Source organism: Paucibacter sediminis, assembly GCF_030254645.1.
GTDB classification, from domain to species: domain Bacteria; phylum Pseudomonadota; class Gammaproteobacteria; order Burkholderiales; family Burkholderiaceae_C; genus Paucibacter_B; species Paucibacter_B sediminis.
Window position 1 is genome coordinate 1,571,165 of record NZ_CP116346.1, and the last position, 24,807, is coordinate 1,595,971.

The window sequence follows — 24,807 nt, forward strand, 5'->3', positions numbered from 1 at the left end:
AGTCTAGGCCAGGAACTTGATCGCCAGCACCAGCAGCGTGCCGCCCATGCTCAGGTTGAAGACGCGGCGCTTGCGCGGGTCGTCCAGCCAGCGCCGGATCGCCACACCGAACAGGGCCCAGCTGGAGCTGCAGGGAAAGCCGATCACCGAGCCCAGCAGCGCCGCCACCAGGCCGCCCTGCAGCGGGCCGAGGCCGGCGGGCATGAAGACCGAGGCGATCGTCACCGCCTTGACCCAGCTCTTCGGATTCACCGCCTGGAACATCAGGCCCTGCCAGAAGCTGGCCGGCCGGGGCGCAGCACCGCTGCTGACGATGCCGCCGGCGCCGCTGAGCTTCCAGGCCAGCACGATCAGGTAGAGCGCGCCCGCGATGCGCAGCCCGTCCTGCAGCAGCGGTGCGCTGGCGAACAGCCTGCCCAGGCCCAGGCAGCAGACCAAGGTCTGCAGCGCCACGCCGATATTGATGCCCAGGATCTGCGGCAGCGCGCCGCGGTAGCCGAAGTTGGCGCCCGAGGTGGTGAGCATGACGTTGTTGGGCCCCGGGGTGCTGGACATCACGAAGCAGTAGGTCATCAAGGGCAGCAGTTCAGACATCGGCGCGGACTCCTGGTTCAAGGTCCGCAAAGCCTAAGAGGGGCCCGCCGCCGCACCAAGAGACAAGCGCGCCCGCACGGCGCGCTGCTGTATCAGCCCGGCGCCTGATACACCAGCACCTTGAGCGCGCGCTCGGCCGAGATGTCGGCAAAGGCCGCGGGGTTGGCCAGGCGCTGCCGGAACACCAGCTCGGGCGCCAGCGCCTGCATCTGCTCCTGCAGGAAGGCCATGCCCAGCTTGGGCGTGTTGAGGCACAGCAGGGCCTGGCCGCCCGGCGCCAGCAGCTCGGGCAGGCGGCGCATCAGGCGCGCGTAGTCCTTGCTGGCGACGAAGCTGCCCTTCTGGTGGCTGGGCGGGTCGAGGATGACGAGCTGGTAGGGGCCGCCGCGCGTGATCTTGCCCCAGGAGTTGAAGATATCGTGGGCCAGGAAGCTGGCGCCCGCGGCCAGCCCGTTGAGCTGGTGGTTGCGCTGGCCGATCGCCAGCGCGCCGGCGCTCATGTCCATGTTCAGCACCTGGCGCGCGCCCGCCCGCAGCGCCACCACCGAGAACGCGCAGCTGTAGGCGAACAGGTTCAGCACCTTGGCGCCCGGGCGGGCGGCCACCTGCTCGCCCACCCAGCGCCGGCCCTCGGCCATGTCGAGAAAGAGGCCGTGGTTCTGGCCCTTGAGCACATGCACCAGGTAGCGCAGGCCCTGCTCGCTCACCACATGCGGCGCAGGCACGCTGCCGGCCATCAGGCGCGTCTCGGCCTGGCCCTCGTGCCGGCATTGGTAGACCCAGTTGAGCGCCTGGCCCGGGGCCAGGTCTTGCCAGCGCGCCGCCAGCGCCGCCTGCACGGCCGCCAGCTCGGCCGCGCTGGCGGGCGCGAAGCTGGTAAGCAGGAATACCGGCGGGAATGCGTCCAGCGCCCATTGCTCGCAGCCGGCATGCAGGCCGCCGCGGCCGTGGAAGATGCGCTGGGCCTCGGTGGGCAGGGCCATGGTGGCGATGGCGGAGAGCAGGGCTTGCATGGGGGCGGCGTTGATGGGTCAACACGGATTGTCAGCGCCGGCAGTTTCGCCGACAGTCGCGGCTTGTTCCCAACGCCCGTCCAAGGCCCGCCCGTGTCCTCCGCTTCCACCCTCGACCTTGCCCCCATGGCAGCGCCCGCCACCCCCCTGCCCGGCGACCGCGCCTTCTTCGGCCATCCCGCCGGCCTGGGCTGGCTGGCCTTCTGCGAGCTGTGGGAGCGCTTCTCCTACTACGGCATGCAGGCCCTGCTGGTGCTCTACCTCAGCAACTACCTGTTCCTGCCCGAACACATCGGCCAGGTGGCCGGCATCGAGACGCTGCGCGCCTTCATCGAAGGCGTCACCGGCCCGCGTTCGCCGCAGCAGCTGGCCTCGGTGGTGTTCGGCCTCTACGCCGGCCTGGTCTACCTGACGCCGCTGTTCGGCGGCCTGCTGGCCGACCGCTGGCTGGGCCGCACCAAGACCGTGGTGATGGGCGCCAGCCTGATGGCGCTGGGCCATTTCCTGATGGCCTTCGAGGCCAGCTTCCTGGCCGCCCTGGCCTGCCTGCTGGTGGGGGTGGGCTGCTTCAAGGGCAATATCGCGGCCCAGGTGGGCGCGCTCTATGCACCCGGCGACAAGCGCCGCGCCAGCGCCTTCCAGATCTTCATGCTGGCGGTGCAGATCGCGGTGATCCTGGCCCCCATCGTGTGCGGCACGCTGGGCGAGAAGGTGGCCTGGCACTGGGGCTTTGGCGCCGCCGGCGTAGGCATGCTGATCGGCCTGGTGGTCTATCTGCTGGGGCGGCGCTGGCTGCCGGCCGAGGCCGCGCGCGGCGCTGCCGCGAAGGCAGAGCTGGCCGGCCAGGCCAGGCCGCGCATGAGCCGCCAGGAGCTCGCCCGCCTGCTGCTGCTGATCGCGCTGATCCCGGTGCTGGTGCTCTCGGTGGTGGGCAACCAGCAGTACAACAACGCCTTTCCGCTGTGGTCGCAACGGCATATGGACCTGGTGCTGCTGGGCTGGCAGGTGCCGGTGACCTGGCTGCAGGCGGTGGACGCCTTCTTCAGCACCGCCACCATGGTGGCCTCGCTGGCCTTCTGGCGCTGGTGGTCCACGCGCCGCCGCGAGCCCGACGAGATCACCAAGATGGCGCTGGGCTGCCTGGTCAGCGCGGCGGCCCCGGCGCTGCTGATCCTGGCGGCCGGTCATATCGCGGCCACCGGCGAGAAGGTCAGCTTCGCCTGGACCGTGGGCTACACCCTGCTCAACAACCTCGGCTTTGCCAACATCATGCCGGTGGGCCTGGCGCTGTACTCGCGCGCCGCACCGCGCCGCCTGGAAGGCCTGCTGATCGGCATCTACTACCTGCACCTGTTCGTCGGCAACTCCTTCGTCGGCTGGCTGGCCGGCCTGCTGGACGAGCTGCCCGGCGGCCAGTTCTGGGCCCTGCATGCGGCGCTGGTGGCGGCCGCGGGTCTGCTGTTGCTGATGGTGAAGCTGCTGTTCGGCAAGGTGCTGGCGCCGGACGACGCGGCAGCCTAACTGTCAGCAAGCCTGCGGTAGGCAAGCAGGAACAGCGTGCCCAGCAGCACGTCGATGGCCGCGAAGATGCCCAGCGGCAGCGGCGCACGCGCGGCCGCCAGCAGGGCGAAGCTGGAGGCCGCGAACGAGAACTTCTCGAGCACGGCGGCCAGCATCACCGGGCGCAGCCGCGTGGGCTGCCTGGCAATCGCCAGGCCGATGAAGCCGTAGAAATGCTCCGGGTGGGTGATGGGCGGCGGGAAGTCCCGCCCCAGCTGGCCCTCCAGAAAATACTGCGGCGCCAGCATGACGATGCCGTAGACGGCGGCCCAGAAGAACACGCGTTTGGCGAAGGTTTCGGATCTGTTCATGGCTGCAGAGTCTAGGCTTCGGCCGCATGGCAGACCACGCAGAGCTTGTTGCCATCGGGATCGCGGAAATAGGCGCCGTAGTAATGCTCGTGATACTCGGGCCGCAGGCCCGGGGCGCCCTCGTCCGTGCCGCCATGGGCCAGGGCCGCCGCATGGGCCGCACCCACCAGCGCCCGGCTGGCGGCCAGCAGGGCCACCATCTGACCGTTGCCGGCATGATGGGGCGCGCGGTCGTAGGGCTGGCCGATCAGGAACAGCGGGCGCGGATCGGGGCTCGATTGCCAGCCCGCCCATGGCCGGCCGGCATCGCAGAAGCGCGCCTGGATGCCAAGCGCGGCCATCAGCGGCCGGTAGAAGGCGAGCGCGCGCTCGAAGTCACTCACGCCGACGAAGATGTGTGAAAACATGGCTGAACAAGCGGGGCGAGGTGGGCGTTGCGGGGTGATTCAGGCCTTTGCGGTCGCAACGAGCAAGGCCCGCTGTGCGGCCCAGGCGATCGGCACGCCGAACAGCAGCATATGGGACAGCAGGTCCAGCACGGTGGCGAGCGGCTTGAAGCTGACCGGATAGGGGAAGGCCGACAGCGGCAGCACCAGCAGCCGCATGGCCAGGAAGATCATGGCACCGAACAGGACGCCCGCAAGCAGCGGATGCAGCGTCAGCGCCGGCAGGCGCAGCGCCAGCGCGAGGAACAGGCCCGCCCAGAGCAGCGAGATCGCAAAGTGCAGCGCCAGACCCAGGGCGGCGACCGGCAGGCCGCCGGCAAACGCGGCGCTGCCGAGCAGGCCACTGGCCACGGTCTGCAGCAGGCGCACGGGCGTGGCACCCTGGTAGGCGGCAAAGGAAATCGCAAACAGGATGTCCAGCGCGCCGGCGATCGACCCACCCAGCAGCACGGCGTAAAGATGCGCAGCGTTCATGAGCGAGCGATTCTCACGATGCGCCGACAGGCCTGACCAGTGCCATTGTTCACCTCGGGCAATCAGCGCGACACCGCCACCACACAGGCCTGGATGCGCCCCTGCACCGCGCCGCTGCCGAAGGCCGCGGCGAGCGCGGCCTCGGCGGCCTCGGTCGCGGGCACGAGCCGGGCGGGGTCGATGGCTTCGATCTCGCTGCGCAGTGGCGTGCCCTGGCAGTAGGCCAGGGCCGGCAGGCGCGGCGATGCCGCGCGGCTCACGAAGCCGAGGGTGTGGAAGCGCGCCGGCGCCGCGAAGCCGGCGCGTGCCAGGTCGGCGGCCATCTGCGCCCGGTCGTGGTAGCCATGCGGCAAGCGCAGCAGAAACTGCGGTGGCCGTTCGGGAAACAGCGCCGCCAGCGCGCGGATCACGACAGCAGCAAACTCGTTGTGCTCGATGGCGTCCCAGGCGCTGAAGAGGAAGGCCCCGCCGGGCCGCAGCACACGGCGCGCCTCCGCCATCGCGACGGCCCGGTCGGGAAAGAACATCACGCCGAACTGGCACACCACCACATCGAAAGAGGCGTCGGGGAAGGGCAGGCTCATCGCGTCGGCCTGCCGCCACTGCACCGGCCGCGCCGTGCCGATGGCGGCTGCATGCTCCAGCATCGGCGCATTCAGGTCGCTCGCCACCACGGCCGCCTCGGGCGGCAGGCGCGCCGCCAGCTTGCGCGTCAGCACCCCGGTGCCGGCGGCGACCTCGAGCACGCGCGCCGGCTGCAGCGCGGCGACGCGCTCGGCCATGTCGGCGGCATAGGGCTCGAAGATCAGCGGCACCAGGTATTGCTCGTAGAGCTGCGGAATGGAGCCGGCAAACAGGCGATCGGTCTGGGCTGGGTTCATCAGCGGGCTTATACGCCGCAGCGCTCACGCTATCTTCATCAACCTTGCCCGCATATCGGCGTATGCGGCCCGCAGCAGCGCCCCCGCGGGCTATGCCTGCCACACCCCGTAACCCGCCTCGCGCAGGCCGATGGCAAGCTCGACCTCCATGTCGCGGGCGGCCTCGTAGGGCATGGGGTTGTAGCACTCGTAGAGCTCGGGCAGCAGACGCACGCCGTACTTCAGCACGAAGCGGTTCGCTTGCACGCCGGCCATGTGGCGATCGAAGCGCAGATCGGGATCCAGCCCGGTCATACCCACGTAGACGCAGGGCTTGCAGATATCGTGCGCCGGGTTGGCCTTGCGGAAGGCGGGCTCGTTCCAGACGCGGTCGGACAGCTGCACGACGTAGACGTGATGATGATGGCGTTCGCGGGGCCGGCGGCTCATGGCAGGGCCGATTCTCGCCGCTGCGCCGGCAGCCGGGCCGTGTTCAGTCCACGAAGAAGTCCGGCAGGAAGTTCGTCGTGCCCGGCTTGACGCTGTAGCGGTCCAGCTCGGTGATGCCGTGCTGACGCAGCAGATCCTCGTCGATGAAGAAGTTGCCGGTGGTGCTGCGCGCATCGCTGGTGAGCACCAGGTGGGCGGCATCGGCCATGATCTCGGGCTTGCGGCACAGCGCGGTGTCCACGCCCGGGATCATCTGCAGCGCCGCGGTGGCGATCGGGGTGCGCGGCCACAGCGAGTTGACGCCTATGCCCAGCGGCCGGAACTCGCCCGCATGGCCCAGCGTGCATTCGCTCATGCCGTACTTGGCCATGGTGTAGGCCACATGGTTGGCAAACCAATGTTCCTTCATGTTCAGCGGCGGCGACATGTTCAGCACATGGGGGTTGCGGCCCGCCTTGGCGCTCTTCGTCAGCTCGGCCAGGCAGGCCTGGGTGCAGAGGTAGGTGCCGCGCACGTTGACGCCGAACATCAGGTCGAAGCGCTTCATCGGCGTGGCCGCGGTGGGCGTGAGGCTGATGGCGCTGGCATTGTTGACGAGGATGTCGATGCCGCCGAAGCGCGCCACCGCCTCCGCCACCGCGGCCAGCACGCTGGCCTCTTCGCGGATGTCGCATTGCAGCGGCAAGGCCTGACCCCCGGCGGCCTCGATCTCGGCCGCGGCGCTGTGGATGGTGCCGGGCAGCTTGGGGTTGGCCTCGACGGTCTTGGCCGCGATGACGATGTTGGCGCCGTCCGCCGCGGCGCGCTTGGCCACCGCCAGGCCAATGCCGCGCGAGGCGCCGGTGATGAAGATGGTCTTGCCCTTGAGGTTCAACATGCTTGCGTCTCCTGGTGTCCGATCCGGCCCGCGCCGGGCGCGAGGCCGACGGTACACCAGTTCAGGGCGCGGGCGCCCAGCCGCGCGGCAAGCGCCGGCGCGCCCGCGGCAGCAGCAGCAACATCAGCCCGCCCAGCAGCATCGCCGCGCTGGCCGGCTCGGGCACGGCCGCCGCCACGCCCACCAGGCCGGGCTTGCTGAAGTCCAGCACGAAGGCGTTGCGGTCCACGCCGTCCGGCAGGCTGCCGATGCGCAAACCCTGGTGGTCCAGGCTGCCGCTATAGGCCAGGAAGCTGGGCAGGCTGCCGGCCGCAAAAAAGGCCGCGTCGCCGCTGAAGTTGATCACCCCGCTCAGCACCAGATCGCCCTGCACCAGCAGCAGGTCGCTCTGGGGGCCCAGCTCGATCTGCAGCGCGCCGAGCGGGTCCAGGCTCACCGTCCCGTGCACGGCCAGGGTGCCCGGGCTGTTGCCGGGCGCGAGCACGCCACCGGCCAGCACATGCACGGCGCCGGCAATGCTGCCGCTGCCGCCCAGGATGGCGCCGGCCTGCACCTCCACGTCACCCGTGAAGCTGCCGTTGACGAGCAGGCGGCCGGCCTCCACCGTCGAGACGCTGGCCAAGAAGGCCAGGCCCTGCAGGTCCAGCGTGCCCTGGCCCAGCTTGTGCAGGCCGCCCGCGCCGCTCAGCGTGGTGTTCACGCCCAGGTTGTGGCCATTGCTGTCGAGATGGGCGCCGCCGGCCTGCACCACCACGCCCGCCACATTGAGCAGAAAGCTCGGCTGGTTGACGCTGGCGCGCAGCACGCCGCCGTCGAAGACGATGCTGCCGTTGGCGCGCACGATCTGCTCGGTTTCCAGCACGCCGCGCGCGGCGGCGGTGCCGTCCAGGTAGAGCGCGCCGCCGCCCGCCAGGCCCTGGCCCAGATAGGTCTTGGCGCTTTGCACCAGGCCGCCGCCGGCGATGCGCAGCGTGCCGCTGCCGCGCTCGCCGATATAGAGCGGGCCGGTGATCCAGCTGGCGGGCAGGCCGCCGGCGTCGGCGCCCTTCACCTCCACCGTGCCGCTGGCGCCGAACCATTTGCCGATCTCGCCCCAGGCGCTGCTGACGCGCGCGCCATTGCGGATATTGAGCTGGCCGCTGGCGTGGCCGTCGTAAAGGTCGCCCGTCAGGCCCGCCAGGCCGTTGCCGACGACCAGGCCCTGGCTCAGGGCCAGCGTCGTGCCGTCCACCGTCACCAGGCCCTTGCCGAGCTTGGAGGCGCCGATGTCCAGCGCCACGCTGCTCAGGCTGGCGGCACTCTTGATGAGCAGCGTGCCGTCGCCGTTGTAGCCCACGAAGAAGGCACCGCCATTGCTCCAGCTGGCGCCGTCCAGGGTGGCGTTGGCGATGGCGCTGGCCTCGCGGCCGATATAGGCGTTCTGGCTGCTGATGAGGGCGCCGTTGAGCGCGCTGAGCTGCGCCTTGCCATAGCCGCCGATGATGAAGTCGCCCGTATGGGTCCAGCTGCTGTTGTCGACGATGGCGTTGCCCAGCAGCGCATTCCTGCTCAGGTAGTAGCTCGAGCCGGCGCCGATCACGCCGGTCACATCGCTGACGAGGGCATGGTCGTGCAGGTAGAGCGTCGCCAGCCCGGCGCTGCCGACCACGAAGCTGTTGCTGTTGACCCAGCTCGAGTGCTTGATGTCCACCAGGCCCACGCCGTCGCTGCCACCCACCGTGGTGTCGCGCGAGCCGATCCTGGCGTCGTTGGTGAGCAGCACGGTGCCGTTGTAGACGCCGTCACCCACGCCCACGTCGAAGCCCAGCGCGTTGGCCCAGCTGGCGCGGCTGCCGTCCAGCGTGGCCGCGCCATCGATGCTCACCAGCCCGGGCCCGCCATCGATGCTCACCAGCCCGGGCCCGCCAGCGCTGCCATTCAGCGTCACGCTGCCGCTGGTGAGGCGCGCGCCCTTGCTGAGCCAGACCTGCCCGGCCGCCCCGCTCGCATAGAGGGCCTCCACCGAAAGCGTCGCCGGCGGCCCCACCGAGGAGAGCTCGAGCGAACCGTAGACGAACGCGAAGCGCGCGCCCGCGCCGGCCTGCTGCACCGTGACGGTATGGCCCGCCTTGATGGTGGCGGCATCGGCGCCGCCGGGCATGCTGGGCGTCCAGGTGGCGGCATCGAACCAGTCGCCGCTCTGCTTGGTTTCCACCGCCTGCGTCGCTGGCGCCAGGCCGATCAGGGCAAGCAGCAGCGCGGCGGCAAGTCCGGTGCGGCGGCGTGGGCGGCGGCGTGAACATGGGCCTTGCATAGCTGCTCTCCCCGGTCGGGTGCGCCGCCGCCGGAAGCGCGGCGGGACGTTCCGCAATGTCACACACATTGCACCCGCGCGGGGGGCCCACCCCCTAGGAGCGTCAGCGCCGCTTGCCCTGCTGCTGCATCAGCTCGCTGACCATCTTCACCGGCGCGCTGCCATGGCTGAGGAACTCGGTGTGGAAGTCCTTCAGCGAGAAGGCGGCGCCGCGCTGCGCCTTGAGCTGCTCGCGCAGCGCCATGATTTCCGAGTAGCCGGCAAAGTAGCTGCTCAGCTGCACCGCGGTGACCTGGGCGCGGTGCCATTTCTCGCTCGCCTCGGTCTTGGACTGGAAGGCCTCGCGCTCCAGCAGCGCCTCGGCCTCGGCCTGGCCCTGGCCCAGCACATGGGTGCGGTAGTCGAGGATGGCGTTGCAGACGGTGCGCAGATTCCACTTCGAGTACATCAGCCACATCTCGGGGCTGGGCTGGCCGTCCATATCGCCCCAGCCGGCCTCCATCATCATGCGCTCGCCATAGACCGCCCAGCCCTCCACCATCGCGCCATTGCCAAACAGGGCCTTGACCTTGGAGGGCGATTTGTTGGCGTGCAGCAGCTGCAGGTAATGGCCGGGGATGGCCTCGTGGATGCTGAGGATCTGCAGCACCCAGTGGTTGTACTCGCGCAGATAGCTCTCGGCCTCCGCGGGCGTGTACTTGTCCAGCGGGTCGACGTTGTAATAGGTCGCGCCCTGCGGGTCCAGCGGGCCGGGCGCGCTGATCGAGGCGCCGGCCACGCCGCGCATATAGGCGGGCGTCTCGCGCACCTGCAGCGGGCGCGTCGGGTCCAGCGCCAGCAGATCATGCTGCTCGACGAACTTCGCCAGCGCCGGGATCTGCGCCTTGATCTCGTCCACATAGCCGGCCGGGCTGACATGGTTCGCGCTGAGCTTCTCAATCACGCGGGCGATCTTGTCCAGGCGCTCGGCGGGCTTGGCGGCGTCGCCGAACAGGCCGGGCCAGAGCCGATCGGACAGCTCGCTCATGCGCTGGTGCAGCGCCTCCTTGTGCTGCAGCGCGCGCTCGTAGAGGCCGCGCGCATCGACGCCGGCCTGGATGTCGTAGCCGAACTTGGCCTCGAAAGCGGCCTGGCCGATGCGGAAGCTGCGCCCCGTGCCGGCGGCGGTCTGGCGCGCGTCCAGGGCCTTCAGCGCGGCGATATAGGCCTGCAGCGCGCGCTCGGCCGCGGCGTTGTGGCGCGCCAGGCGCTGCGCCGCCGCGGCGGGCAGCTGCGCTTGCTGCTGCGCCTGCTGCAGGGCCTGCGGGATCTCGGTGGCAAAGGTGGCCAGCGCGCCCTCGCTCTGCTGGATCGCCAGACGCAGATGCTCGGGGCTGGGCTCCTGCAACTGGGCCAGCGCGGCGCGGTAATAGGCCGGCACCTGCTGCAGGCGGCGCTCGATCAGGGCGAGGCGCCGCGGCAGCGGCGCGAAGTCCTTGTTGAGCAGCTCGCCAAAGGCGCCGGCGACGTTGTACTCGGAGGGGTCCCATTGCCAGCTGCGGAACTCGCGCAGCGACCAGATGCTGCCGCGCAAATGGTTCTGCAGCAGCGCCAGATCACCCTGCTGGGCGGGCGTGAGCCGCGCGCGGTCCAGGCGCGCCAGGCGCTGCAGCCAGGCCTCGCTGAAGCGCAGCTGGGCCTGGCGGTTGGCCGCCGTGGGCGCGGGCAGGCGCGCCGCGGCGGCGTATTCGCCGGCCGCCACCGCGGCCTCGGGCAGCAGCGCCCAATAGGCCTTCAGAAAGGCATCCACCTCGGCATCGAAGGCGGCGGGCACCTGCCGCGTCTGCTGCAGCTTCGCGGCCGGCGGCGCCGCTGCCGCCAGGGCCGGCACGGGCAGCCAGGCCCCCAGGGTCAACAGGCTGGCAAGCGCGCAGCGGGTGAGCATGGGGAGGCGGCGGGTGGTGTGGGTGGTCATGGGCGGGCTCGCTGATGAATCCGGCGCATTGTGCATGGCCGGCGGACGCGCATTTTCAAGACGACATAATGCCGGCAATGCTGATGAATCCTCCCGCCCTGCGTGCCCTGCTGCCCGCCTGCTACGTGGCCCTCAGTGCCGCGCTGTTGGCCGGCTGTGGCCTGAGCTCGCCGCTGAAGAGCCCGCCCAAGCCCTCGGTCTACCAGAACGAGAAATTCCAGGCCGACGAGACCTTCTCGCGCCTGTTCGACGCCGGCGTGGGCGAGACCTGCGAGGCCGCGCGCCGCGCCCTGCTGAGCCAGGGCTATGTGATCACCAATGCCAATACCGGCATGGTGATGGGCGCCAAGCGCTTCCAGCCCGATGGCGAGGAGCATGTGGAGATCTCCTTCAATGTGGTGTGCGTGCCCGACGGCCGCAACAGCCAGATCGCCACCGCCTTTGTCTCGGCCCAGCAGGACCGCTACGTCATCAAGAAGAGCGCCAACGCCACCAGCATCGGCGTGAGCGCGCTGGGCTCGATCTCGGTGCCGCTCTCGTCCTCGCAGGATTCGCTCGTCAAGATCGCCTCCGAGACCATTCCCGCCGGCGCCTTCTACGACCGCTACTTCGCGCTGATGCAGCGCATGTTGCGCGAGCAGGCGGCGGATCAGCCGCAATAGCCGGGCCGGCCCGGCACAGCAGGAGTTCAAGCCATGGCCACCTACCGAACTCCTGGCGTCTATCTGGAAGAGATCCGGCCCTTCCCGGCCTCGGTGAGCGCGCCGGACAGCGCCGTGGTCGGCTTCTTTGGCTGCACCGAGCGCGGGCCGCTGCTGCAGCCGCAGGCCGTGCGATCCCTGCTGGAATTCGAGCAGCTGTTCGGCGGCGCGCCGGCCCTGCTGCACGCCGCGCTACAGCTCTTCTATGCGAATGGCGGCGCTGCCTGCGTGGTGAGTTCGGTGGGCCCGGCCGCGCCGACGCTGGCGGCCCTGCGCGCAGGCCTGGATACGCTGGCCACGCAGGCCGCGGTGACCCTGCTGGTCTGCCCCGAGGCCTGCAGCCTGCCACGCCCCGACTATGCCCAGCTGGTGCAGGCCATGCTGGCGCAATGCGCGGCCAGCGCCAACCGCTTTGCCATCCTGGATCTCTACGACGGCGGCCAGAGCCGCGCCGACCTGGCCGCCCAGCGCGCGCTGTTCGGCAGCCAGCACCTGATGTTCGGCGCGGCCTATGCGCCCTTTGTGCGCAGCGCCTTCGCGCCCGGCCTGGCCTTGCCGCCCAGCGCCGCGGTGGCCGGCGCCTACGCCAGCACCGACCAGCAGCGCGGCGTCTGGAAGGCCCCGGCCAATGTCGCGCTGCAGCAGGTCAGCGCGCCGCTGCTGGCCTTCAGCGACCGCGACCAGCAGGCCTTCAACATCGATGCGGCGGGGGGCCGCTCGATCAACCTGATCCGCAGCTTCAGCGGCCGCGGCTGCCTGATCTGGGGCGCCCGCGCCCTGGCCGGCAACGACAACGAATGGCGCTATGTGCCGGTGCGGCGCCTGTGCAGCCTGGTGCTGGCGAGCCTGCAGGCCGGCAGCCAATGGGCCGTGTTCGAGCCCAACGAGGCCTCCACCTGGACGCGGCTGGTGGCCATGGCCGAGAATTTCCTGACCCTGCTGTGGCGCCAGGGCGCGCTGCAGGGAGCCAAGCCCGAGCAGGCCTTCTACGTGCGCTGCGGCCTCAACCAGACCATGACAGCGGCCGATCTCGCCGCCGGCCGCCTGATCGTCGAGCTGGGCCTGGCCCTGCTGCGGCCGGCCGAGTTCATCGTGCTGCGTTTTGCACTGCAGCTGGCCGCCGCCTAAAGCGGCCGCTCGTACTGCAGCCTTGCCGTCATGCCGCTGCGCCAGCGGTCGTCCAGCCGGTGCTCGCTGCCTTGCACCAGCACGCGGCGCTGCGTCAGCTCGTCGGCGTGCAGCAGATGGCTCAGGCTGGCGCGCCACTGGCCGCCGCCGGCCGGCTCCTTCCACAGCGCGTAGAGGTCCAGCACACGCTTGCTCGGCAGATCGATGAAGCGCGTCTCGGCCTGGCGCTGCGGCCCGCCCGCCTGCAGGTTCAGATTGCCACCCCAGCTCAGCGCCGTGCCGGCGACGCGGTGGTCCAGACCCAGGTTCAGGCTGGCGGGCGTCTGCTGCGCCAGCCGGTTGTCGGGCCCGGGCACGGCCGCCAGGCGCGAGCGGTTGAAGGCCAGGTTGGCGCGCAGGTCCAGCGCCGGCAGCGCGGGCCAGAGCTGCTGCACCGCCAGGCGCGCCTCCAGCTCGATGCCCTGCAGCACGGCGCGGCCGCGGTTGGCGCGCGTCTGCACCCAGGCGCCGTTGACTGCTTGCAGCAGGTCTTCGACCACCACGTTTTCGATGCGCTTGGCATAGGCGTTCGCGCCCAGCTGGCCGGCCTTGCCGGTGGCCCCGAGCGGATGGCTCCAGCCCAGGTCCAGGCTCCAGGCCAGCTCGGGCCGCAGCGCCGGATTGCCCTGCAGATCGGGCGTGGTGGGGCTGTTGTTGTTGGCCACGAAGCGGCGCGGCATCAGCTCGCGCGGCGTGGGGGCCTTGTAGCTGCGCGCCAGGCCCAGGCGCAGCTGGTCGCGGCTCGCGGGCAGCTTCCACAGCAGCTGGGCCACCGGGCTGAGCACGCTGGCGCGGCTCGTCACGCCCTCGAACACATTGCCCTCGCTGCGCTGGTGCAGGCCCTCCCAGCGCAGGCCCAGGGTGGCCTGCCATTGGGGCGAGAGCTCCCATTCGTCCTGCACGAACAGGGCCAGGCGGCGCACCCGCGCCTGGTAGACCTCGTCGAGGTTTTCCACCGGCAGGCCGCCGGGCAGAGGCTGCTCGCGCTGCAGGCGGTCTTCGTCGCGCTGGCTTTGTTCGCCGTCCCAGCCCAGGCTGAGCTGGTGCGCCTCGCCGGCCGGCCGGCGCCAGCGCCCGGCCAGGCTCAGGCCCTGATCCACCGCCAGCGACAGCACCTCGGCATCGCGGATCCAGCGGCCGTCGAAGTCATAGCCGTCGAAGTCGGCGTGCGAATCGCGCTGGTTGCGCGTCAGCCCCAGCTTCAGCTCCCATTGCTGGCCGTCCTCCTGCTTGCGCTGCCAGTTGAAGCGGCTGCGCAGGCTGTAGCCATGGGCGGCGATGAGCAGGTCGTTGCGCGCCTGCTGGGGCGGTGCGCCGAACTCGCTGCTGCGCCGGTCCAGCGCGCCGCCGCGCGAACGGAACAGGCGCAGCAGATGGTCGGTGCCCAGGCTCTCGTCGGGCGCGAGCGTCCAGCTGGCGCGCGGCGCCAGCGTCAGCCGGTAGGAATGATCGAACTCGCGCTTGTCGGTGGCATAGGCCTGGATGAGCTGGCCCTGCCCATCGTTGGAGGCCTGGCGCACCTGCTGCCGCAGCGCCATCGGCCAGACCAGCTTGTCGCTCGAGACCCCCAGGGCCAGGCCCCAGGCCAGCGCGCCGGCGCGGTCGCCCAGCTGCAGGTCGGCGTTGGCGCTGGGCCGGTCGAACTGGCTGGCGAGGCCCAGCTTGAGCTCGCGCTGCGCGCTGCGCGGCACGCGCCGCAACACGATGTTGACGCTGCCCGCGATCGCCTGGTTGCTCTGCGCCACCGAGGCGGCGCGTGAGACCTCCACGCGCTCGATCAGCTCGGGCGAGAGGCTCTCCAGCGCAAAGCCGGGCGGCACCGGCTCGCCATTCAGCAGGATCTGCGTATAGCCGCCGCCCAGCCCCGACATGCGGATCTCCGCGCCGCGCGGGCCGTTGTTCACCACGCTCAGGCCCGGCATGCGCTGCAGCGCGTCGGTGAGGCGGGTATCGCCATGGCGCAGCAGGTCCTCGCGCCCCAGCACCACCAGGGCACCCACCGATTCGCGCCGCAGCGCCTGGGCGCTCGCCTCTCCCTGCACCTGCACCCGCTCCAGCTGTGCCTTGCCGGCATCGGCCGGCTGCGCCTGGGCGCAGGCCAGCAGGGGCGCGGCCCACAGCAGGGCCGCGCCGACCTTCTTCTCCCTCGTCTTCACTCGATCGCTCCTCATCAAGGCCGGCGATTAGACAAGCACAATGCGCATCAATCAATCTTGATCGGTTCGATCAACCTATGGCCAAGACCAGCCCCGCGATCCCCCTGCGCAGCCCCGTCACCCTGCTCAATTCCGACCAGGTGGTGCAGCGCCTGGGCATCAGCAAGCCCACGCTGTATGCCTATGTGAGCCGCGGCCTGCTGCAGGCGGTGGCCGACCCGGCGGACCCACGGGCACGGCGCTATTCCAGCTTCGAGGTGGAGCAGCTGCAGCGGCGCAAGCAGCGCGGCCGGCGCGTGGAGCCGCAGGCCAAGGCGGCGCTGCAAGGCCATTGGCCGGTGCTGGAGACCGCGCTCACCGGCATCGTCGACGGCGCGCCGGTGTACCGCGGCGAGCCGGTGCTGGCGCTGGCACGCAGCGCCTCGGTGGAGGACGTGGCGCGGCGGCTCTGGCAGTTCGAGGCGGCCGACCCGTTCGCGAGCCCGGCACCGCGCCTGAACACCGCCTGGCAGCGCCTGACGCGCGAGTTGCACGCCCAGCCGCTGAGCGAGCGCACGCTGGCGCTGTTCGCCCATGCCAACACCCAGCTGCGCGCCCCGGCCTGGCTGCCGGAGGGGCCGGCGCTGGCGCAGGCCTGCGGCGAACAGCTGCGCGCGGCGGTGGCCTGCTTTCTGTGCCAGCCGCCGCAGGCCGCCCCCATCGCCACCCAGTTTGCGGACGCCTGGGGCCTGCGCACCGGCAGCAACAGCAGGGCCGCCGAAGACGCGCTGCGCCAGGCCCTGGTGCTCTGCGCCGACCACCAGATGAACTGGGTCAGCTTCAGCGCGCGCGGCCTCGCCTCGGTGGGCGCGGGCCTGGGCGCGGCGCTGCTGGGCGCGCTGTGCAATCTGCCGGCGCAGTTCAACGGCGGCTCCTGCGCCCAGGTGGAGGCGTTGTGGGACGAGTTGCTGGCGGCGCCGCATCTGGAGACCGCGCTGCGGGCCAGGCTGGACCGCGGCGAGGCCCTGCCCGGCTTCAACCATTACGACTATCCGGCCGGCGACCCGCGCGCCACGCTGCTGCTCAAGCTCGCCTCCCAGCATGCGAAGGAAAAATTGCCGCCGATCGCGCGCCTGGCCGAGCGCCTCACCGGCGCCAAGCCGGCGCTGGACTTCGGCCTGGTGGCGCTGCGCCGCGCCCTGGCTGCGCCGCCCGAAGCCGCTGCGGCCCTGCTGATGGCCGGCCGCTGCGTCGGCATCCTGGCCCATGTGCTGGAACAGCGCCGCAGTGGCGAGCGCCTGGTGGCACGCTCGCGCTATGTCGGGCCCTGAGAGCCTGGGCGGCATGTTTCGCGGTACAAACGCCTGCCGCCATCTCGCCAACGGCTTGTCAACCCGATCACTCTGGAGACCCCGCATGTTCAGCCACATCATGATTGGATCGAACGATATTGAACGGTCCAAGCGCTTCTACGACGCCGTGTTGGGCGTCCTCGGCGCAGGCGAGCCGATACGCAACACCGCAAAGACGGGGCACGCACGCCTGTTCTATCGCCATGCCGGCGCCACCTTCTGCGTCAGCGAGCCCATCAATGACGAGGCCGCCACCTTCGCGAATGGCGGAACGATTGGCTTCAGCTGCGACTCGCCGGAGCAGGTCAAGGCCTTCCACGACGCGGCCGTGGCTCATGGCGGCATTTCGGTGGAGGATGCTCCGGGGCTGCGGGAGGGCCCGATGGGGCCCTTGTACCTGGCCTACGTCAGGGACCCGGATGGCAACAAGCTCTGCGCACTCCATCGGCCCAAGTGAGCCGCTAAGCCGCCCCCTGCGCCCAAGCGGCGCGAGGCCTTTCTTCGCAAGCCTTGAGAACCAATGCCGGCCACACGCGACGCCTCAAGACTGTTCGCCATCAAGCTGCTCCACAGCGTGGTTTGGGCCTTCTTTGCCGGCTGCATCGTCGCCATTCCCCTGGCCTCGTGGCGGGGCCACCACCTCACTGCGGCGGCGCTGATCGGCGTGGTCGCGCTTGAAGTTGCGGTGCTGGCTTTCAACAAGATGCGCTGCCCGCTCACCTCCGTGGCGGCACGCTACACCAGCGACCGGCGCGCGAACTTCGACATCTTTCTGCCCGAGTGGCTGGCCAGGCACAACAAGCTGGTGTTCGGCGCGCTCTATGCGCTTGGCATTGTTTTCGCGTTGCTGCGCTGGGTTCAAACGCCGGGCTTGCAAGGGCAGTAGGGCCGCGCGCATGTGCAAAACTGCCAGAGACGCTCCTTTCAAATACTAGGTGTCTATCCATGCTGATTGCCTTTCGAGTCGGAATAGTCAGCCTTGCACTTGCCGCGATGGCTGTCACATCTCCCTGCGCACATGCCCAGTTGAAGGAGCCCACGTCGCAATCCGATCGTGAGCTGGTCGCGTCCGTGTCCAAGCGCCTGGCAAGCTGCTTCACGAGCCTGGGCGTCAAGGGCGCGTTCGCACTTACGCCAACGCTGCCTGCTGAATCCGAGCTGGCGGCGGTTACCCTGCTGCCGGCCACGGGCCCCGTTGTCAATGACGGCTACGCCTACTGGCTTGCGCTCCATGCCTCTCGGAAGCAGGTGTATGTCAGGCAGGTCGGCGGCTTCGCCGGCGCACAGAAGCTGTATGGGCCGATCGCCATCGATGCACAGTGCGGCTAAGGCGCCCCAGCAGCCGCTACGCCGCTGAATCAGGAGAGCTCCCATGTACACAGGTTCATGCCACTGCGGCGCGGTCCGGATGACCTTGCCGTCCAGGCCCGAAGTGGCCACCGCCTGCAACTGCTCGCTGTGCCGTCGCATCGGCGGACCTTGGGTCTACTTCGAGTTCGGCACGGTCCGGATCGAAGGGCACCCGGAGGCCACGGCGGCGTACATCTGGGGCGACAGGACGCTGCGCACCATTCACTGCCGAACCTGCGGCTGCGTCACGCATTGGGAGCCGCTGCAGGCGACGGCTGGCGCGAAGCACGGGGTGAACCTCGGGAACTTCGATCCGGAGCTGATCGCCTCCGTGCGCGTGCGGCGCTTCGACGGCGCGCACAGCTGGACATTCATTGATGCATGACCCGGTCGCCTGGCCGGCCAGGCGCGCCGGCTGAGCCCGCGTCAGTGGCGCAGCGCGCCGTCGCCGCCGCCCATGGCGGCGGCGCGTTCCAGCAGCAGCGCGCGCTCGCGTGCGTTGCGCGTCAGCGCCGCGGCGCGTTCGAACTCGGCCTGCGCCTCGGCCACGCGGCCGAGCTTGGCAAGCAGGTCGCCGCGCACGCTGGGCAGCCAGTGGTAGTTCTGCAGCGCCGGCTCCTGGCGCAGCGCCTCCACCAGCTCCAGCGCCGCCGCCGGGCCAAAACCGGGGCCGCTCGCCATGCCCACCGCGACCGCGCGGTTGAGCAGCACCACCGCATTCGGCTGCAGTTGGGCCAGCGCGTCGTAATAGGCCACGATGCGCGGCCAGTCGGTGTCTTCGGGGCGGCGCGCACGCGCATGGCAGGCGGCCATGCCGGCCTGCAGCAGATAGGGCCCCGGCTCCTTGCCCAGCGCCTCGGCGCGCGCCAGCGCGGCCAAGCCGCGGCGTATCAGCAGCTGGTCCCAGCGGCCGCGGTCCTGCTGCATCAGCAGCACCGGCCGGCCCTCGGCATCGACCCGCGCATGCAGGCGCGAGGCCTGGATCTCCATCAGCGCCACCAGGCCATGCACCTCGGGCTCGTCGGCGCTCAGCTCGGCCAGCACGCGGCCCAGGCGCTGCGCCTCCTCGCACAGCGCGGGGCGCACCCAATCCTCGCCCGCGGTGGCCGAATAGCCCTCGTTGAAGATCAGGTAGATCACCTCCAGCACCGAGGCCAGGCGCTCGGCACGCGCGGCCGCCTGCGGCACCTCGAAGGGCACCTTGGCGGCCTGCAGGCTGCGCTTGGCGCGCACGATGCGCTGCGCGATGGTGGGCTCGGGCGCCAGGAAGGCACGCGCAATCTCGGCGGTAGACAGCCCGCCCAGCAGCTTGAGCGTGAGCGCCACGCGCGCCTCGGTGGAAAGCACCGGGTGGCAGGCGGTGAAGATCAGGCGCAGCAGATCGTCGCCGATGTCGTCGGCGCGCTTGTCGTCCAGGCCGTCGACGAAGTCTGGCACCACCAAGGCCTCCTGCGCCTGCAGCTCCTGGCCGAGTTCCTCATGCTTGCGCGCCTGCATAGCAAGCTGGCGCAGGCGGTCCAGGGCCTTGTGCTTGGCGGTGGTCATGAGCCAGGCGCCGGGCTTGTCGGGCAGGCCATCGCGCGGCCAGGTCTCCAGCGCGGCGATGAGCGCGTCCTGCGCCAGCTCCTCGGCCTGACCGACGTCGCGCAGCATGCGCGCGAGCACGGCGATCAGCTTGGCGGATTCGATGCGCCAGACCGCCGCAATGCTGCGCTCGAGTTCGGCCCGGTCGAGTTCAGGCATCGCTGCTGGCATTGGCCTCGGGGCAGGCGCTGGCATCCATGAAGGCCAGCTCCCAGATATGGCCGTCCAGGTCCTCGAAGCCATGCGCGTACATGAAGCCATGGTCCTGCGGCGGGCGCGGCACCGCGGCGCCGGCGGCGCGCGCCTTGGCCACCAGGGTGTCGACCTCGGCGCGGCTTTCGCAGCTCAGGCAGATCAGGGTCTCGGTGCCGGCCCTGGCGTCGATGAGGGGCTTGCCGGTGAAGCCGCTCATGAAGCCCTCGGTCAGCAGCATCGCGAACAGGGTCTCGCCCAGCACCAGGCAGGCGCCCTGCTCGTTGCTGAACTGCGGGTTGAACTCATAGCCCAGGCTGCGAAAGAAGGCCTGCGAACGTGCCAGGTCCTTGACGGCCATATTGATGAAGATTTGCTGGTGCATGAGATGCTCCTCTCAGTTCGCGGTGGGCGCTTGGGACTCGAAGTCTTCCATTTCGTAGAGCTGGCGCACCTCGACCTCGCCGCCATCGCCCTGGCCGCGCTTGCCGAAGGGGGCCGGGAAGCGACGCGCCCATGCCAGCGCCTCTTCACGCGAGCGCACCTGGATCAGGGTGTAGCCGGCGATCAGCTCCTTGGTCTCGGCATAGGGGCCATCGGTGATGCGCGGCTTGCCGTCTTGGTAGCGCATGCGCCAGCCGCTGCCGCTGGGCTTGAGCCCGTTGGCGTCCAGCAGCACGCCGGCCTTGGCCAGTTCCTCGTGATAGGCGGCCATTTCGGCCATCACGCCATCCTCGGGGGCCGGCATCTCGCCGGCCTCGCTCTGGGCATTCGCCCGCACCATGATCATGAATCGCATTGCTTCGCTCCTTGCAGGTGGACAGAGCGCGCCAACTTGCGCTCATGCCCACACGACGAAGCAGGCGCGGCGTTTTCGACAGGCCGCCGCGGGCTTCAGGGTTTTCCTGGCCTACTCGTAGCAAGGGCCGACGCCGCGCACCTCCACGGTGGCCCATTCGGCCGCCGGGCAGCTGGCCGCGATCGCCAGCGCCTCGGCCTTGGTCTCGCAGTTGAGCAGGAAGAAGCCGCCCACCATTTCCTTGGCCTCGGCGAACGGGCCGTCGACCAGGCGCTGGCGGCCCTCGCGCAGCTGCAGGCGCACGGCGCGGTCGGTGGAGGCCAGGGAGTTGCTGGCCTCGAGCAGGCCGCGCTCCTGCAGGTCGGCGGTGAAGCGCAGCATGCGCTCGTAGACCTGCTCGCCCATCTCGCGGCCGCGCTCCTGGCGCTGGCCGGTGGGCTCGATGATCAGCAGCATATAGGACATGGATTCGCCTCCCTAGTGGTTCGCTTGCGCGTCATTGTGCTGGCTTTTTTTGCCCGCCGGCGGCAGGGGGCTCAGGGGCTCTTGCCGCGCTCGCCCTCGATCAGCCGGCCGGCCTCGCCGCTGTTGCGCAGCCGGGCCAGCTGCATGTCCAGCGCGCGCACGAATTCCTGCAGCTCGGGCCGCTTGGCGAGGGACTGCGCCGAGAAGCCAACCCAGGCGGTCTGCGTCGCCAGCACAAGGCCGGGCTCCAGCTGCTCGGGCATGCGTTTGGCCCACAGCGGGTCGGCCTTGGCCAGGCGGTAGGCGCTTTCGATGCTGATGCGGTCGTTGGCGTAGCAGTCGATCTGCGCGCTGGCGAGCGCGGCGAGGGCGTCGCGGGCGTTGCGGAATTCGGTCTTCGTCAGCAGCTGGCGGGCAAAGGCATCGCTGAGCTGCTGGCTCAGCAGATAGCCGCGCATCACGCCGATGCGCTTGCCGACAAAGTCGGCGGGCCATTGGCTGGCCGGGCCCAGCGCGGTCTGCCGGCGGCAGCTCAGGATCACTTCCTCGCGGTGCAGCGGGCCGACATAGCTGGCAATCCACTCGCGCCCGAGGCCGCGGTAGGGCGGCAGGAAGCCGTCCACCTGGCCCTGCTCGGCCGCCATCAGCGCGCGTGCCCAGGGCATCGGCACCAGGCGCAGCTGCCAGCCCGGGATGGCCTGGGCGGCGCGCTGCACCAGCTGCACATAGAGGCCGGCGGGCTGCTCGTTCTCCACAAGGCTGTAGGGCGGGTAGGCGTCGTCCACCGCCAGCACCACCGGCTGCGGCTGCGGCTGCGGCTCGGCGGCGAGCGCGGCGCCCAGGCCCCAGCAAGCCAGCCATCCCGATAAGCTGCGTCGCCACATCTGCGTTCCAGGCCCCGCCTGCGTTGGATCTGCGTTTCAGTGTACGGCCGCTCCGGCGGCGCCTGCGCTGCGGGTAGCATCCGGACACACGCAGACTTGGGCCCCCTATGAAGCAACTCGCCGGACTGGACGCCAGCTTTCTGTTCCTGGAAACGCCCGAGATGCCCATGCATGTGGGCGCCCTGCATGTGCTGGAGCTGCCGCCGGGCTTCCAGGGCAGCTATCTGGACGCGCTGCGCGCCCATATCGCCAAGCGCCTGCCCTATCTGGCGCCGCTGCGCCGCCGCCTCGCCAGCGTGGGGCTGAATGTGGTGACGCCGGCCTGGGTGGACGCCGAACCCGACCTCACGCAGCACATCGTGCCCGTCAGCCTGCCGCCCGGCAGCGGCATCGCCGCGCTGGAAGAGGCGGTGGGCCGGCTGCATCCGGTGCTGCTGGACCGCAGCCGGCCGCTGTGGAAGTTCCATGTCTTCGAACAGCTCTCGCCCGCGCCGGACGGCAGCACGCGGGTGGCCCTCTACACCCAGGTGCACCATGCCGCCGTCGATGGCCAGGCCGCGGTGGCGCTGGCCGCGGTGATGCTGGACCTGGGCCCGGTGCCACGCGAGCTGCCGGAGAAGCCGAAACGCCAGCGCCATGAGCCCGGCACGTTGGCCCTGATGCGCGGCGCGCTGGCGCACCAGTGGCAGCAGTATGTGAAGCTGGCCAAGGCCCTGCCCGCGGCCATCGGCACGCTCGCCAGCCTGGCGGGGGAGACCCTCGGCCAGGCCGTTGCTGACAGGGCCGGCGGCCTCTCGCAGCGCCTGCGCGGCCACACGCCCGAGGGCGTGAGCCAGCTGCGCCTGGCGCCGCGCACCCGCCTCAACCGCAGCATCGGCAGCAGCCGCGCCTTCGCCTCGGTGAGCCTGCCGCTGGCCGACATCCACGCGGCGCGCCAGCGCCATGGCGCCAGCCTCAACGACGCGGTGCTGATGATGTGCGGCTCGGCGCTGCGCCGCAGCTTCCTGGACTGGGGCGAGCTGCCCAAGAAGCCGCTCATCGCGGCGGTGCCGGTGTCGCTGCGCGCCGAGGGCGATGCCAGCTCCAACAACCAGGCCACCATGACCACGGTGAGCCTGGGCACGCACATCGCCGACCCGAAGAAGCGCTGGGCCCATGTGCTGGCGGCCTCGCGCAATATGAAGTCCTCGCTGGGTCATCTGAAGGACCTGATGCCGCTGGACTTTCCCTCGCTGGGCCTGCCCTGGCTGATGGCCGGCGCGGCGCGGCTCTACGGCAAGGCCCATGTGGCCGAGAAGATCCCGGTGCTGGCCAATCTGGTGATCTCCAATGTGCCGGGCCCGCGGCAGGCGCTCTACCTGGCCGGCGCGCGCATGCTCAGCAATGCGCCCACCTCCATCGTCGTGCATGGGCTGGCGCTCAACATCACGGTGCAGAGCTATGGCGACTCACTGGAGTTCGGCCTGATCGCCTGCGGCGAGGCCATGCCCGATGTGGCGGCGCTGGCCCGGCATCTGCGCGCGGCCTTCAAGGAGTTCCAGGCCCTGCCGCCTGTCGCCAGCGCGACAGGCGACTAGGGCAAGCGCTCCATATGCGAGCGGGCGCGGCCGCTACCATGGCGGTATGACTGCAGCCCAGCGCAAGCCCCGCCTGCCCAAGCACGCCCAGCCGCAACGCGGCCTGCCCGCGGACGACCTGTCCTCCACGCACGACGATCTGCGCGCTCCCAACGCTTTCCTGATGATGCTGGAAGGCCGCGCGCCCTGGGAGTTCGCCGCCCTGCTGGCCAGCTACCCCTGGCTGCGCAAGCTGCCGCCGGGCGATGGCCATCCGGTGCTGGTGTTTCCGGGCCTGGGTGCCAACGACATCACCACGCTGGCGTTGCGGCGCTTCCTCGACGAGCTGGGCTATGTGACCCATCCCTGGGGCCAGGGCTTCAATTTCGGGCCGCGCCACGGCGTGCTGGAGCAATGCTCGGCCGACGTGAAGCGCCTGTTCCGCCACCATGCCAAGCCGGTCAGCCTGATCGGCTGGAGCCTGGGCGGCATCTATGCGCGCGAGCTGGCCAAGGAGCTGCCCGACCATACGCGCTGCGTCATCACCCTGGGCACGCCCTTCACCGGCCACCCGCGCGCCACCAATGCCTGGCGCTTCTTCGAGCTGGTGAGCGGCCAGCAGGTCAAGGACCATGCGCTGCTGGAAGAGATACGCCGCACCCCGCCGGTGCCCACCACCTCGATCTACTCGCGCACCGACGGCGTGGTGGCCTGGCGCTGCAGCGTGATGGAGCCCGGCCCGCTGAGCGAGAACATCGAGGTGCATGCCAGCCATCTGGGCCTGGGCATGAACCCGCTGGCCCTCTATGTGGTGGCCGACCGCCTGGCCCAGCATCCGGGCGACTGGCAGCGCTTCGAGCCGCATGGCGCGAGGCGCTGGTTCTACCCGCGGAGCAGCCACTGATGCAGATCAGCGCCAACGGCATCGCCATCGAGGTGGAAGACCATGGGCCCGCCAACGGCGAGCCGCTGCTGCTCATCATGGGCCTGGGCATGCAGCTGCTGGCCTGGCCCGACGAGTTCGTGCAGCAGCTGGTGGCGCGCGGCTTTCGCGTGATCCGCTATGACAACCGCGACATCGGCCTGAGCCAGCGCTTCGACGAGCTGGGCGTGCCCCATGTGGGCCTGGCCTCGATGCAGCATCTGCTGCACCTGCCGGTGAAGAGCGCCTACAGCATCGGCGACATGGCCGAGGATGCGCGCGGCGTGCTGGACGCGCTGGGCATCGCGCGCGCCCATGTCTGCGGCGCCTCGATGGGCGGCATGATCGCCCAGCATCTGGCGGCCCGACATCCCGCGCGCGTGAAGAGCCTGACGCTGATGATGACCACCAGCGGCTCGCGCCGCCTGCCCGGCCCCAACTTCAAGGTGCGCAGCGCCCTGCTGGCGCGCCCGCCGCGCGAGCATGAGGCGCTGGTGGCCCACTCCGCCGCCTTCATACGCCTGATCGGCAGCCCCGCCTACCCGGCCCCCAAGGGCTGGCTGGAGGCCCGCACCGACCGCGCCATCCGCCGCAGCTACCGGCCGCGCGGCATGCTGCGCCAGCTGGTAGCGGTGGCCGCCGACGGCGACCGCAGCGCCCTGCTGCGGCAGATCCAGGCCCCGACCCTGGTGATCCACGGCAGCGCCGACCCGCTGGTGCCGGTGCCCGCCGGCCGCGACCTGGCCGCGCGCATTGCCGGGGCGGCGCTGGACGAGGTCCCCGGCATGGGGCACGACCTGCCCCCCGAGCTCTGGCCGCGCTTCGTCGACGGCATCAGCGCCAACGCGGCCAAGGCCCCCTAAGTTTC

27 protein-coding genes are annotated in these 24,807 nt (G+C 70.4%); 11 read left to right on the top strand and 16 right to left on the bottom strand.

What is annotated here, in order from left to right; all coding sequences use genetic code 11:
* Positions 1 to 3: 3 nt before the first annotated feature.
* Positions 4 to 594, bottom strand: a complete 591-nt coding sequence (locus tag PFX98_RS07035; RefSeq protein WP_285234470.1) for a LysE family translocator — start codon at positions 592 to 594, stop codon at positions 4 to 6.
* Between the two features lie 92 nt (positions 595 to 686).
* Positions 687 to 1,607: a class I SAM-dependent methyltransferase gene (locus PFX98_RS07040; RefSeq protein WP_285234471.1), complete on the bottom strand. Its 921-nt coding sequence runs from the start codon at positions 1,605 to 1,607 to the stop codon at positions 687 to 689.
* Between the two features lie 126 nt (positions 1,608 to 1,733).
* Here PFX98_RS07040 and PFX98_RS07045 point away from each other — a divergent pair, with 126 nt between their 5' ends.
* On the top strand, positions 1,734 to 3,128 hold the full coding sequence (locus PFX98_RS07045; protein ID WP_285234472.1) for a peptide MFS transporter: 1,395 nt from the start codon (positions 1,734 to 1,736) through the stop codon (positions 3,126 to 3,128).
* On the opposite strand, the gene PFX98_RS07050 is transcribed toward PFX98_RS07045, so the two are convergent.
* From PFX98_RS07050 to PFX98_RS07085, 8 genes are all read right to left on the bottom strand, one after another.
* Positions 3,125 to 3,478, bottom strand: a complete 354-nt coding sequence (locus tag PFX98_RS07050; RefSeq protein WP_285234473.1) for a hypothetical protein — start codon at positions 3,476 to 3,478, stop codon at positions 3,125 to 3,127. The two genes, PFX98_RS07045 and PFX98_RS07050, sit on opposite strands and share 4 nt — an antisense overlap.
* A gap of 11 nt (positions 3,479 to 3,489) precedes the next feature.
* Positions 3,490 to 3,885, bottom strand: a complete 396-nt coding sequence (locus PFX98_RS07055) for a VOC family protein (protein WP_285234474.1) — start codon at positions 3,883 to 3,885, stop codon at positions 3,490 to 3,492.
* 39 nt (positions 3,886 to 3,924) lie between these two features.
* Complete coding sequence (locus tag PFX98_RS07060) at positions 3,925 to 4,398, bottom strand: hypothetical protein (RefSeq protein ID WP_285234475.1); 474 nt, start codon at positions 4,396 to 4,398, stop codon at positions 3,925 to 3,927.
* Between the two features lie 62 nt (positions 4,399 to 4,460).
* The gene (locus PFX98_RS07065; protein ID WP_285234476.1) at positions 4,461 to 5,279 is read right to left on the bottom strand and encodes a class I SAM-dependent methyltransferase; all 819 of its coding nucleotides are present in this window, start codon (positions 5,277 to 5,279) and stop codon (positions 4,461 to 4,463) included.
* A gap of 90 nt (positions 5,280 to 5,369) precedes the next feature.
* Positions 5,370 to 5,708 carry a hypothetical protein gene (locus PFX98_RS07070; protein WP_285234477.1) on the bottom strand — a complete coding sequence of 113 codons (339 nt, stop codon included), beginning with the start codon at positions 5,706 to 5,708 and terminating at the stop codon, positions 5,370 to 5,372.
* A gap of 43 nt (positions 5,709 to 5,751) precedes the next feature.
* Positions 5,752 to 6,585 (bottom strand): SDR family oxidoreductase, encoded by an 834-nt coding sequence (locus PFX98_RS07075; protein ID WP_285234478.1) that lies wholly within the window; start codon positions 6,583 to 6,585, stop codon positions 5,752 to 5,754.
* Between the two features lie 61 nt (positions 6,586 to 6,646).
* Positions 6,647 to 8,878 carry a hypothetical protein gene (locus PFX98_RS07080; protein WP_285234479.1) on the bottom strand — a complete coding sequence of 744 codons (2,232 nt, stop codon included), beginning with the start codon at positions 8,876 to 8,878 and terminating at the stop codon, positions 6,647 to 6,649.
* Between the two features lie 103 nt (positions 8,879 to 8,981).
* Positions 8,982 to 10,832: a DUF885 domain-containing protein gene (locus PFX98_RS07085; RefSeq protein WP_285234480.1), complete on the bottom strand. Its 1,851-nt coding sequence runs from the start codon at positions 10,830 to 10,832 to the stop codon at positions 8,982 to 8,984.
* A 77-nt stretch (positions 10,833 to 10,909) separates the two neighbouring features.
* Between PFX98_RS07085 and PFX98_RS07090 the strand changes: the two genes are divergently transcribed.
* Positions 10,910 to 11,494: a DUF2242 domain-containing protein gene (locus PFX98_RS07090; RefSeq protein WP_285234481.1), complete on the top strand. Its 585-nt coding sequence runs from the start codon at positions 10,910 to 10,912 to the stop codon at positions 11,492 to 11,494.
* 33 nt (positions 11,495 to 11,527) lie between these two features.
* On the top strand, positions 11,528 to 12,661 hold the full coding sequence (locus PFX98_RS07095; RefSeq protein WP_285234482.1) for a phage tail sheath family protein: 1,134 nt from the start codon (positions 11,528 to 11,530) through the stop codon (positions 12,659 to 12,661).
* On the opposite strand, the gene PFX98_RS07100 is transcribed toward PFX98_RS07095, so the two are convergent.
* Positions 12,658 to 14,856, bottom strand: coding sequence for a TonB-dependent receptor plug domain-containing protein (locus PFX98_RS07100; RefSeq protein WP_285234483.1), 2,199 nt, complete (start codon positions 14,854 to 14,856; stop codon positions 12,658 to 12,660). The genes PFX98_RS07095 and PFX98_RS07100 overlap by 4 nt on opposite strands.
* A 77-nt stretch (positions 14,857 to 14,933) precedes the next feature.
* Between PFX98_RS07100 and PFX98_RS07105 the strand changes: the two genes are divergently transcribed.
* From PFX98_RS07105 to PFX98_RS07125, 5 genes are all read left to right on the top strand, one after another.
* The gene (locus PFX98_RS07105) at positions 14,934 to 16,166 is read left to right on the top strand and encodes a citrate synthase (RefSeq protein ID WP_285234484.1); all 1,233 of its coding nucleotides are present in this window, start codon (positions 14,934 to 14,936) and stop codon (positions 16,164 to 16,166) included.
* Between the two features lie 85 nt (positions 16,167 to 16,251).
* On the top strand, positions 16,252 to 16,644 hold the full coding sequence (locus tag PFX98_RS07110; RefSeq protein ID WP_285234485.1) for a VOC family protein: 393 nt from the start codon (positions 16,252 to 16,254) through the stop codon (positions 16,642 to 16,644).
* A 63-nt stretch (positions 16,645 to 16,707) separates the two neighbouring features.
* A complete protein-coding gene (locus tag PFX98_RS07115) occupies positions 16,708 to 17,073 on the top strand; it encodes a hypothetical protein (RefSeq protein ID WP_285234486.1) in 366 nt (121 codons plus the stop codon).
* Positions 17,074 to 17,132: 59 nt separating this feature from the next.
* On the top strand, positions 17,133 to 17,516 hold the full coding sequence (locus tag PFX98_RS07120; protein ID WP_285234487.1) for a hypothetical protein: 384 nt from the start codon (positions 17,133 to 17,135) through the stop codon (positions 17,514 to 17,516).
* Positions 17,517 to 17,559: 43 nt separating this feature from the next.
* On the top strand, positions 17,560 to 17,922 hold the full coding sequence (locus PFX98_RS07125; RefSeq protein ID WP_285234488.1) for a GFA family protein: 363 nt from the start codon (positions 17,560 to 17,562) through the stop codon (positions 17,920 to 17,922).
* Positions 17,923 to 17,963: 41 nt separating this feature from the next.
* On the opposite strand, the gene PFX98_RS07130 is transcribed toward PFX98_RS07125, so the two are convergent.
* From PFX98_RS07130 to PFX98_RS07150, 5 genes are all read right to left on the bottom strand, one after another.
* A complete protein-coding gene (locus tag PFX98_RS07130; protein ID WP_285234489.1) occupies positions 17,964 to 19,280 on the bottom strand; it encodes an RNA polymerase sigma factor in 1,317 nt (438 codons plus the stop codon).
* On the bottom strand, positions 19,273 to 19,698 hold the full coding sequence (locus PFX98_RS07135) for a VOC family protein (protein WP_285234490.1): 426 nt from the start codon (positions 19,696 to 19,698) through the stop codon (positions 19,273 to 19,275). The genes PFX98_RS07130 and PFX98_RS07135 overlap by 8 nt, the downstream gene beginning before the upstream one ends.
* Positions 19,699 to 19,710: 12 nt before the next feature.
* Positions 19,711 to 20,112, bottom strand: coding sequence for a YciI family protein (locus PFX98_RS07140; protein WP_285234491.1), 402 nt, complete (start codon positions 20,110 to 20,112; stop codon positions 19,711 to 19,713).
* A gap of 111 nt (positions 20,113 to 20,223) precedes the next feature.
* On the bottom strand, positions 20,224 to 20,577 hold the full coding sequence (locus tag PFX98_RS07145; protein ID WP_285234492.1) for a YciI family protein: 354 nt from the start codon (positions 20,575 to 20,577) through the stop codon (positions 20,224 to 20,226).
* A gap of 71 nt (positions 20,578 to 20,648) precedes the next feature.
* Positions 20,649 to 21,461: a substrate-binding periplasmic protein gene (locus PFX98_RS07150; protein WP_285234493.1), complete on the bottom strand. Its 813-nt coding sequence runs from the start codon at positions 21,459 to 21,461 to the stop codon at positions 20,649 to 20,651.
* Positions 21,462 to 21,568: 107 nt separating this feature from the next.
* Between PFX98_RS07150 and PFX98_RS07155 the strand changes: the two genes are divergently transcribed.
* The 3 genes from PFX98_RS07155 to PFX98_RS07165 are packed head-to-tail and all read left to right on the top strand — an operon-like array spanning position 21,569 to position 24,802.
* Complete coding sequence (locus PFX98_RS07155; protein WP_285234494.1) at positions 21,569 to 23,038, top strand: wax ester/triacylglycerol synthase family O-acyltransferase; 1,470 nt, start codon at positions 21,569 to 21,571, stop codon at positions 23,036 to 23,038.
* Between the two features lie 46 nt (positions 23,039 to 23,084).
* A complete protein-coding gene (locus tag PFX98_RS07160) occupies positions 23,085 to 23,921 on the top strand; it encodes an esterase/lipase family protein (RefSeq protein ID WP_285234495.1) in 837 nt (278 codons plus the stop codon).
* Positions 23,921 to 24,802, top strand: a complete 882-nt coding sequence (locus PFX98_RS07165) for an alpha/beta fold hydrolase (RefSeq protein WP_285234496.1) — start codon at positions 23,921 to 23,923, stop codon at positions 24,800 to 24,802. Before PFX98_RS07160 ends, PFX98_RS07165 begins: the two co-directional genes overlap by 1 nt.
* Positions 24,803 to 24,807: the final 5 nt, after the last annotated feature.

Excerpts from the sequence above, each read along its gene's own strand:
- PFX98_RS07035 (WP_285234470.1), bottom strand. The coding sequence starts at position 594 with ATGTCTGAACTGCTGCCCTTGATGACCTACTGCTTCGTGATGTCCAGC.
- PFX98_RS07040 (WP_285234471.1), bottom strand. The coding sequence starts at position 1,607 with ATGCAAGCCCTGCTCTCCGCCATCGCCACCATGGCCCTGCCCACCGAG.
- PFX98_RS07045 (WP_285234472.1), top strand. The coding sequence starts at position 1,734 with ATGGCAGCGCCCGCCACCCCCCTGCCCGGCGACCGCGCCTTCTTCGGC.
- PFX98_RS07050 (WP_285234473.1), bottom strand. The coding sequence starts at position 3,478 with ATGAACAGATCCGAAACCTTCGCCAAACGCGTGTTCTTCTGGGCCGCC.
- PFX98_RS07055 (WP_285234474.1), bottom strand. The coding sequence starts at position 3,885 with ATGTTTTCACACATCTTCGTCGGCGTGAGTGACTTCGAGCGCGCGCTC.
- PFX98_RS07060 (WP_285234475.1), bottom strand. The coding sequence starts at position 4,398 with ATGAACGCTGCGCATCTTTACGCCGTGCTGCTGGGTGGGTCGATCGCC.
- PFX98_RS07065 (WP_285234476.1), bottom strand. The coding sequence starts at position 5,279 with ATGAACCCAGCCCAGACCGATCGCCTGTTTGCCGGCTCCATTCCGCAG.
- PFX98_RS07070 (WP_285234477.1), bottom strand. The coding sequence starts at position 5,708 with ATGAGCCGCCGGCCCCGCGAACGCCATCATCATCACGTCTACGTCGTG.
- PFX98_RS07075 (WP_285234478.1), bottom strand. The coding sequence starts at position 6,585 with ATGTTGAACCTCAAGGGCAAGACCATCTTCATCACCGGCGCCTCGCGC.
- PFX98_RS07080 (WP_285234479.1), bottom strand. The coding sequence starts at position 8,878 with ATGCAAGGCCCATGTTCACGCCGCCGCCCACGCCGCCGCACCGGACTT.
- PFX98_RS07085 (WP_285234480.1), bottom strand. The coding sequence starts at position 10,832 with ATGACCACCCACACCACCCGCCGCCTCCCCATGCTCACCCGCTGCGCG.
- PFX98_RS07090 (WP_285234481.1), top strand. The coding sequence starts at position 10,910 with ATGCTGATGAATCCTCCCGCCCTGCGTGCCCTGCTGCCCGCCTGCTAC.
- PFX98_RS07095 (WP_285234482.1), top strand. The coding sequence starts at position 11,528 with ATGGCCACCTACCGAACTCCTGGCGTCTATCTGGAAGAGATCCGGCCC.
- PFX98_RS07105 (WP_285234484.1), top strand. The coding sequence starts at position 14,934 with ATGGCCAAGACCAGCCCCGCGATCCCCCTGCGCAGCCCCGTCACCCTG.
- PFX98_RS07110 (WP_285234485.1), top strand. The coding sequence starts at position 16,252 with ATGTTCAGCCACATCATGATTGGATCGAACGATATTGAACGGTCCAAG.
- PFX98_RS07115 (WP_285234486.1), top strand. The coding sequence starts at position 16,708 with ATGCCGGCCACACGCGACGCCTCAAGACTGTTCGCCATCAAGCTGCTC.
- PFX98_RS07120 (WP_285234487.1), top strand. The coding sequence starts at position 17,133 with ATGCTGATTGCCTTTCGAGTCGGAATAGTCAGCCTTGCACTTGCCGCG.
- PFX98_RS07125 (WP_285234488.1), top strand. The coding sequence starts at position 17,560 with ATGTACACAGGTTCATGCCACTGCGGCGCGGTCCGGATGACCTTGCCG.
- PFX98_RS07130 (WP_285234489.1), bottom strand. The coding sequence starts at position 19,280 with ATGCCTGAACTCGACCGGGCCGAACTCGAGCGCAGCATTGCGGCGGTC.
- PFX98_RS07135 (WP_285234490.1), bottom strand. The coding sequence starts at position 19,698 with ATGCACCAGCAAATCTTCATCAATATGGCCGTCAAGGACCTGGCACGT.
- PFX98_RS07140 (WP_285234491.1), bottom strand. The coding sequence starts at position 20,112 with ATGCGATTCATGATCATGGTGCGGGCGAATGCCCAGAGCGAGGCCGGC.
- PFX98_RS07145 (WP_285234492.1), bottom strand. The coding sequence starts at position 20,577 with ATGTCCTATATGCTGCTGATCATCGAGCCCACCGGCCAGCGCCAGGAG.
- PFX98_RS07150 (WP_285234493.1), bottom strand. The coding sequence starts at position 21,461 with ATGTGGCGACGCAGCTTATCGGGATGGCTGGCTTGCTGGGGCCTGGGC.
- PFX98_RS07155 (WP_285234494.1), top strand. The coding sequence starts at position 21,569 with ATGAAGCAACTCGCCGGACTGGACGCCAGCTTTCTGTTCCTGGAAACG.
- PFX98_RS07160 (WP_285234495.1), top strand. The coding sequence starts at position 23,085 with ATGACTGCAGCCCAGCGCAAGCCCCGCCTGCCCAAGCACGCCCAGCCG.
- PFX98_RS07165 (WP_285234496.1), top strand. The coding sequence starts at position 23,921 with ATGCAGATCAGCGCCAACGGCATCGCCATCGAGGTGGAAGACCATGGG.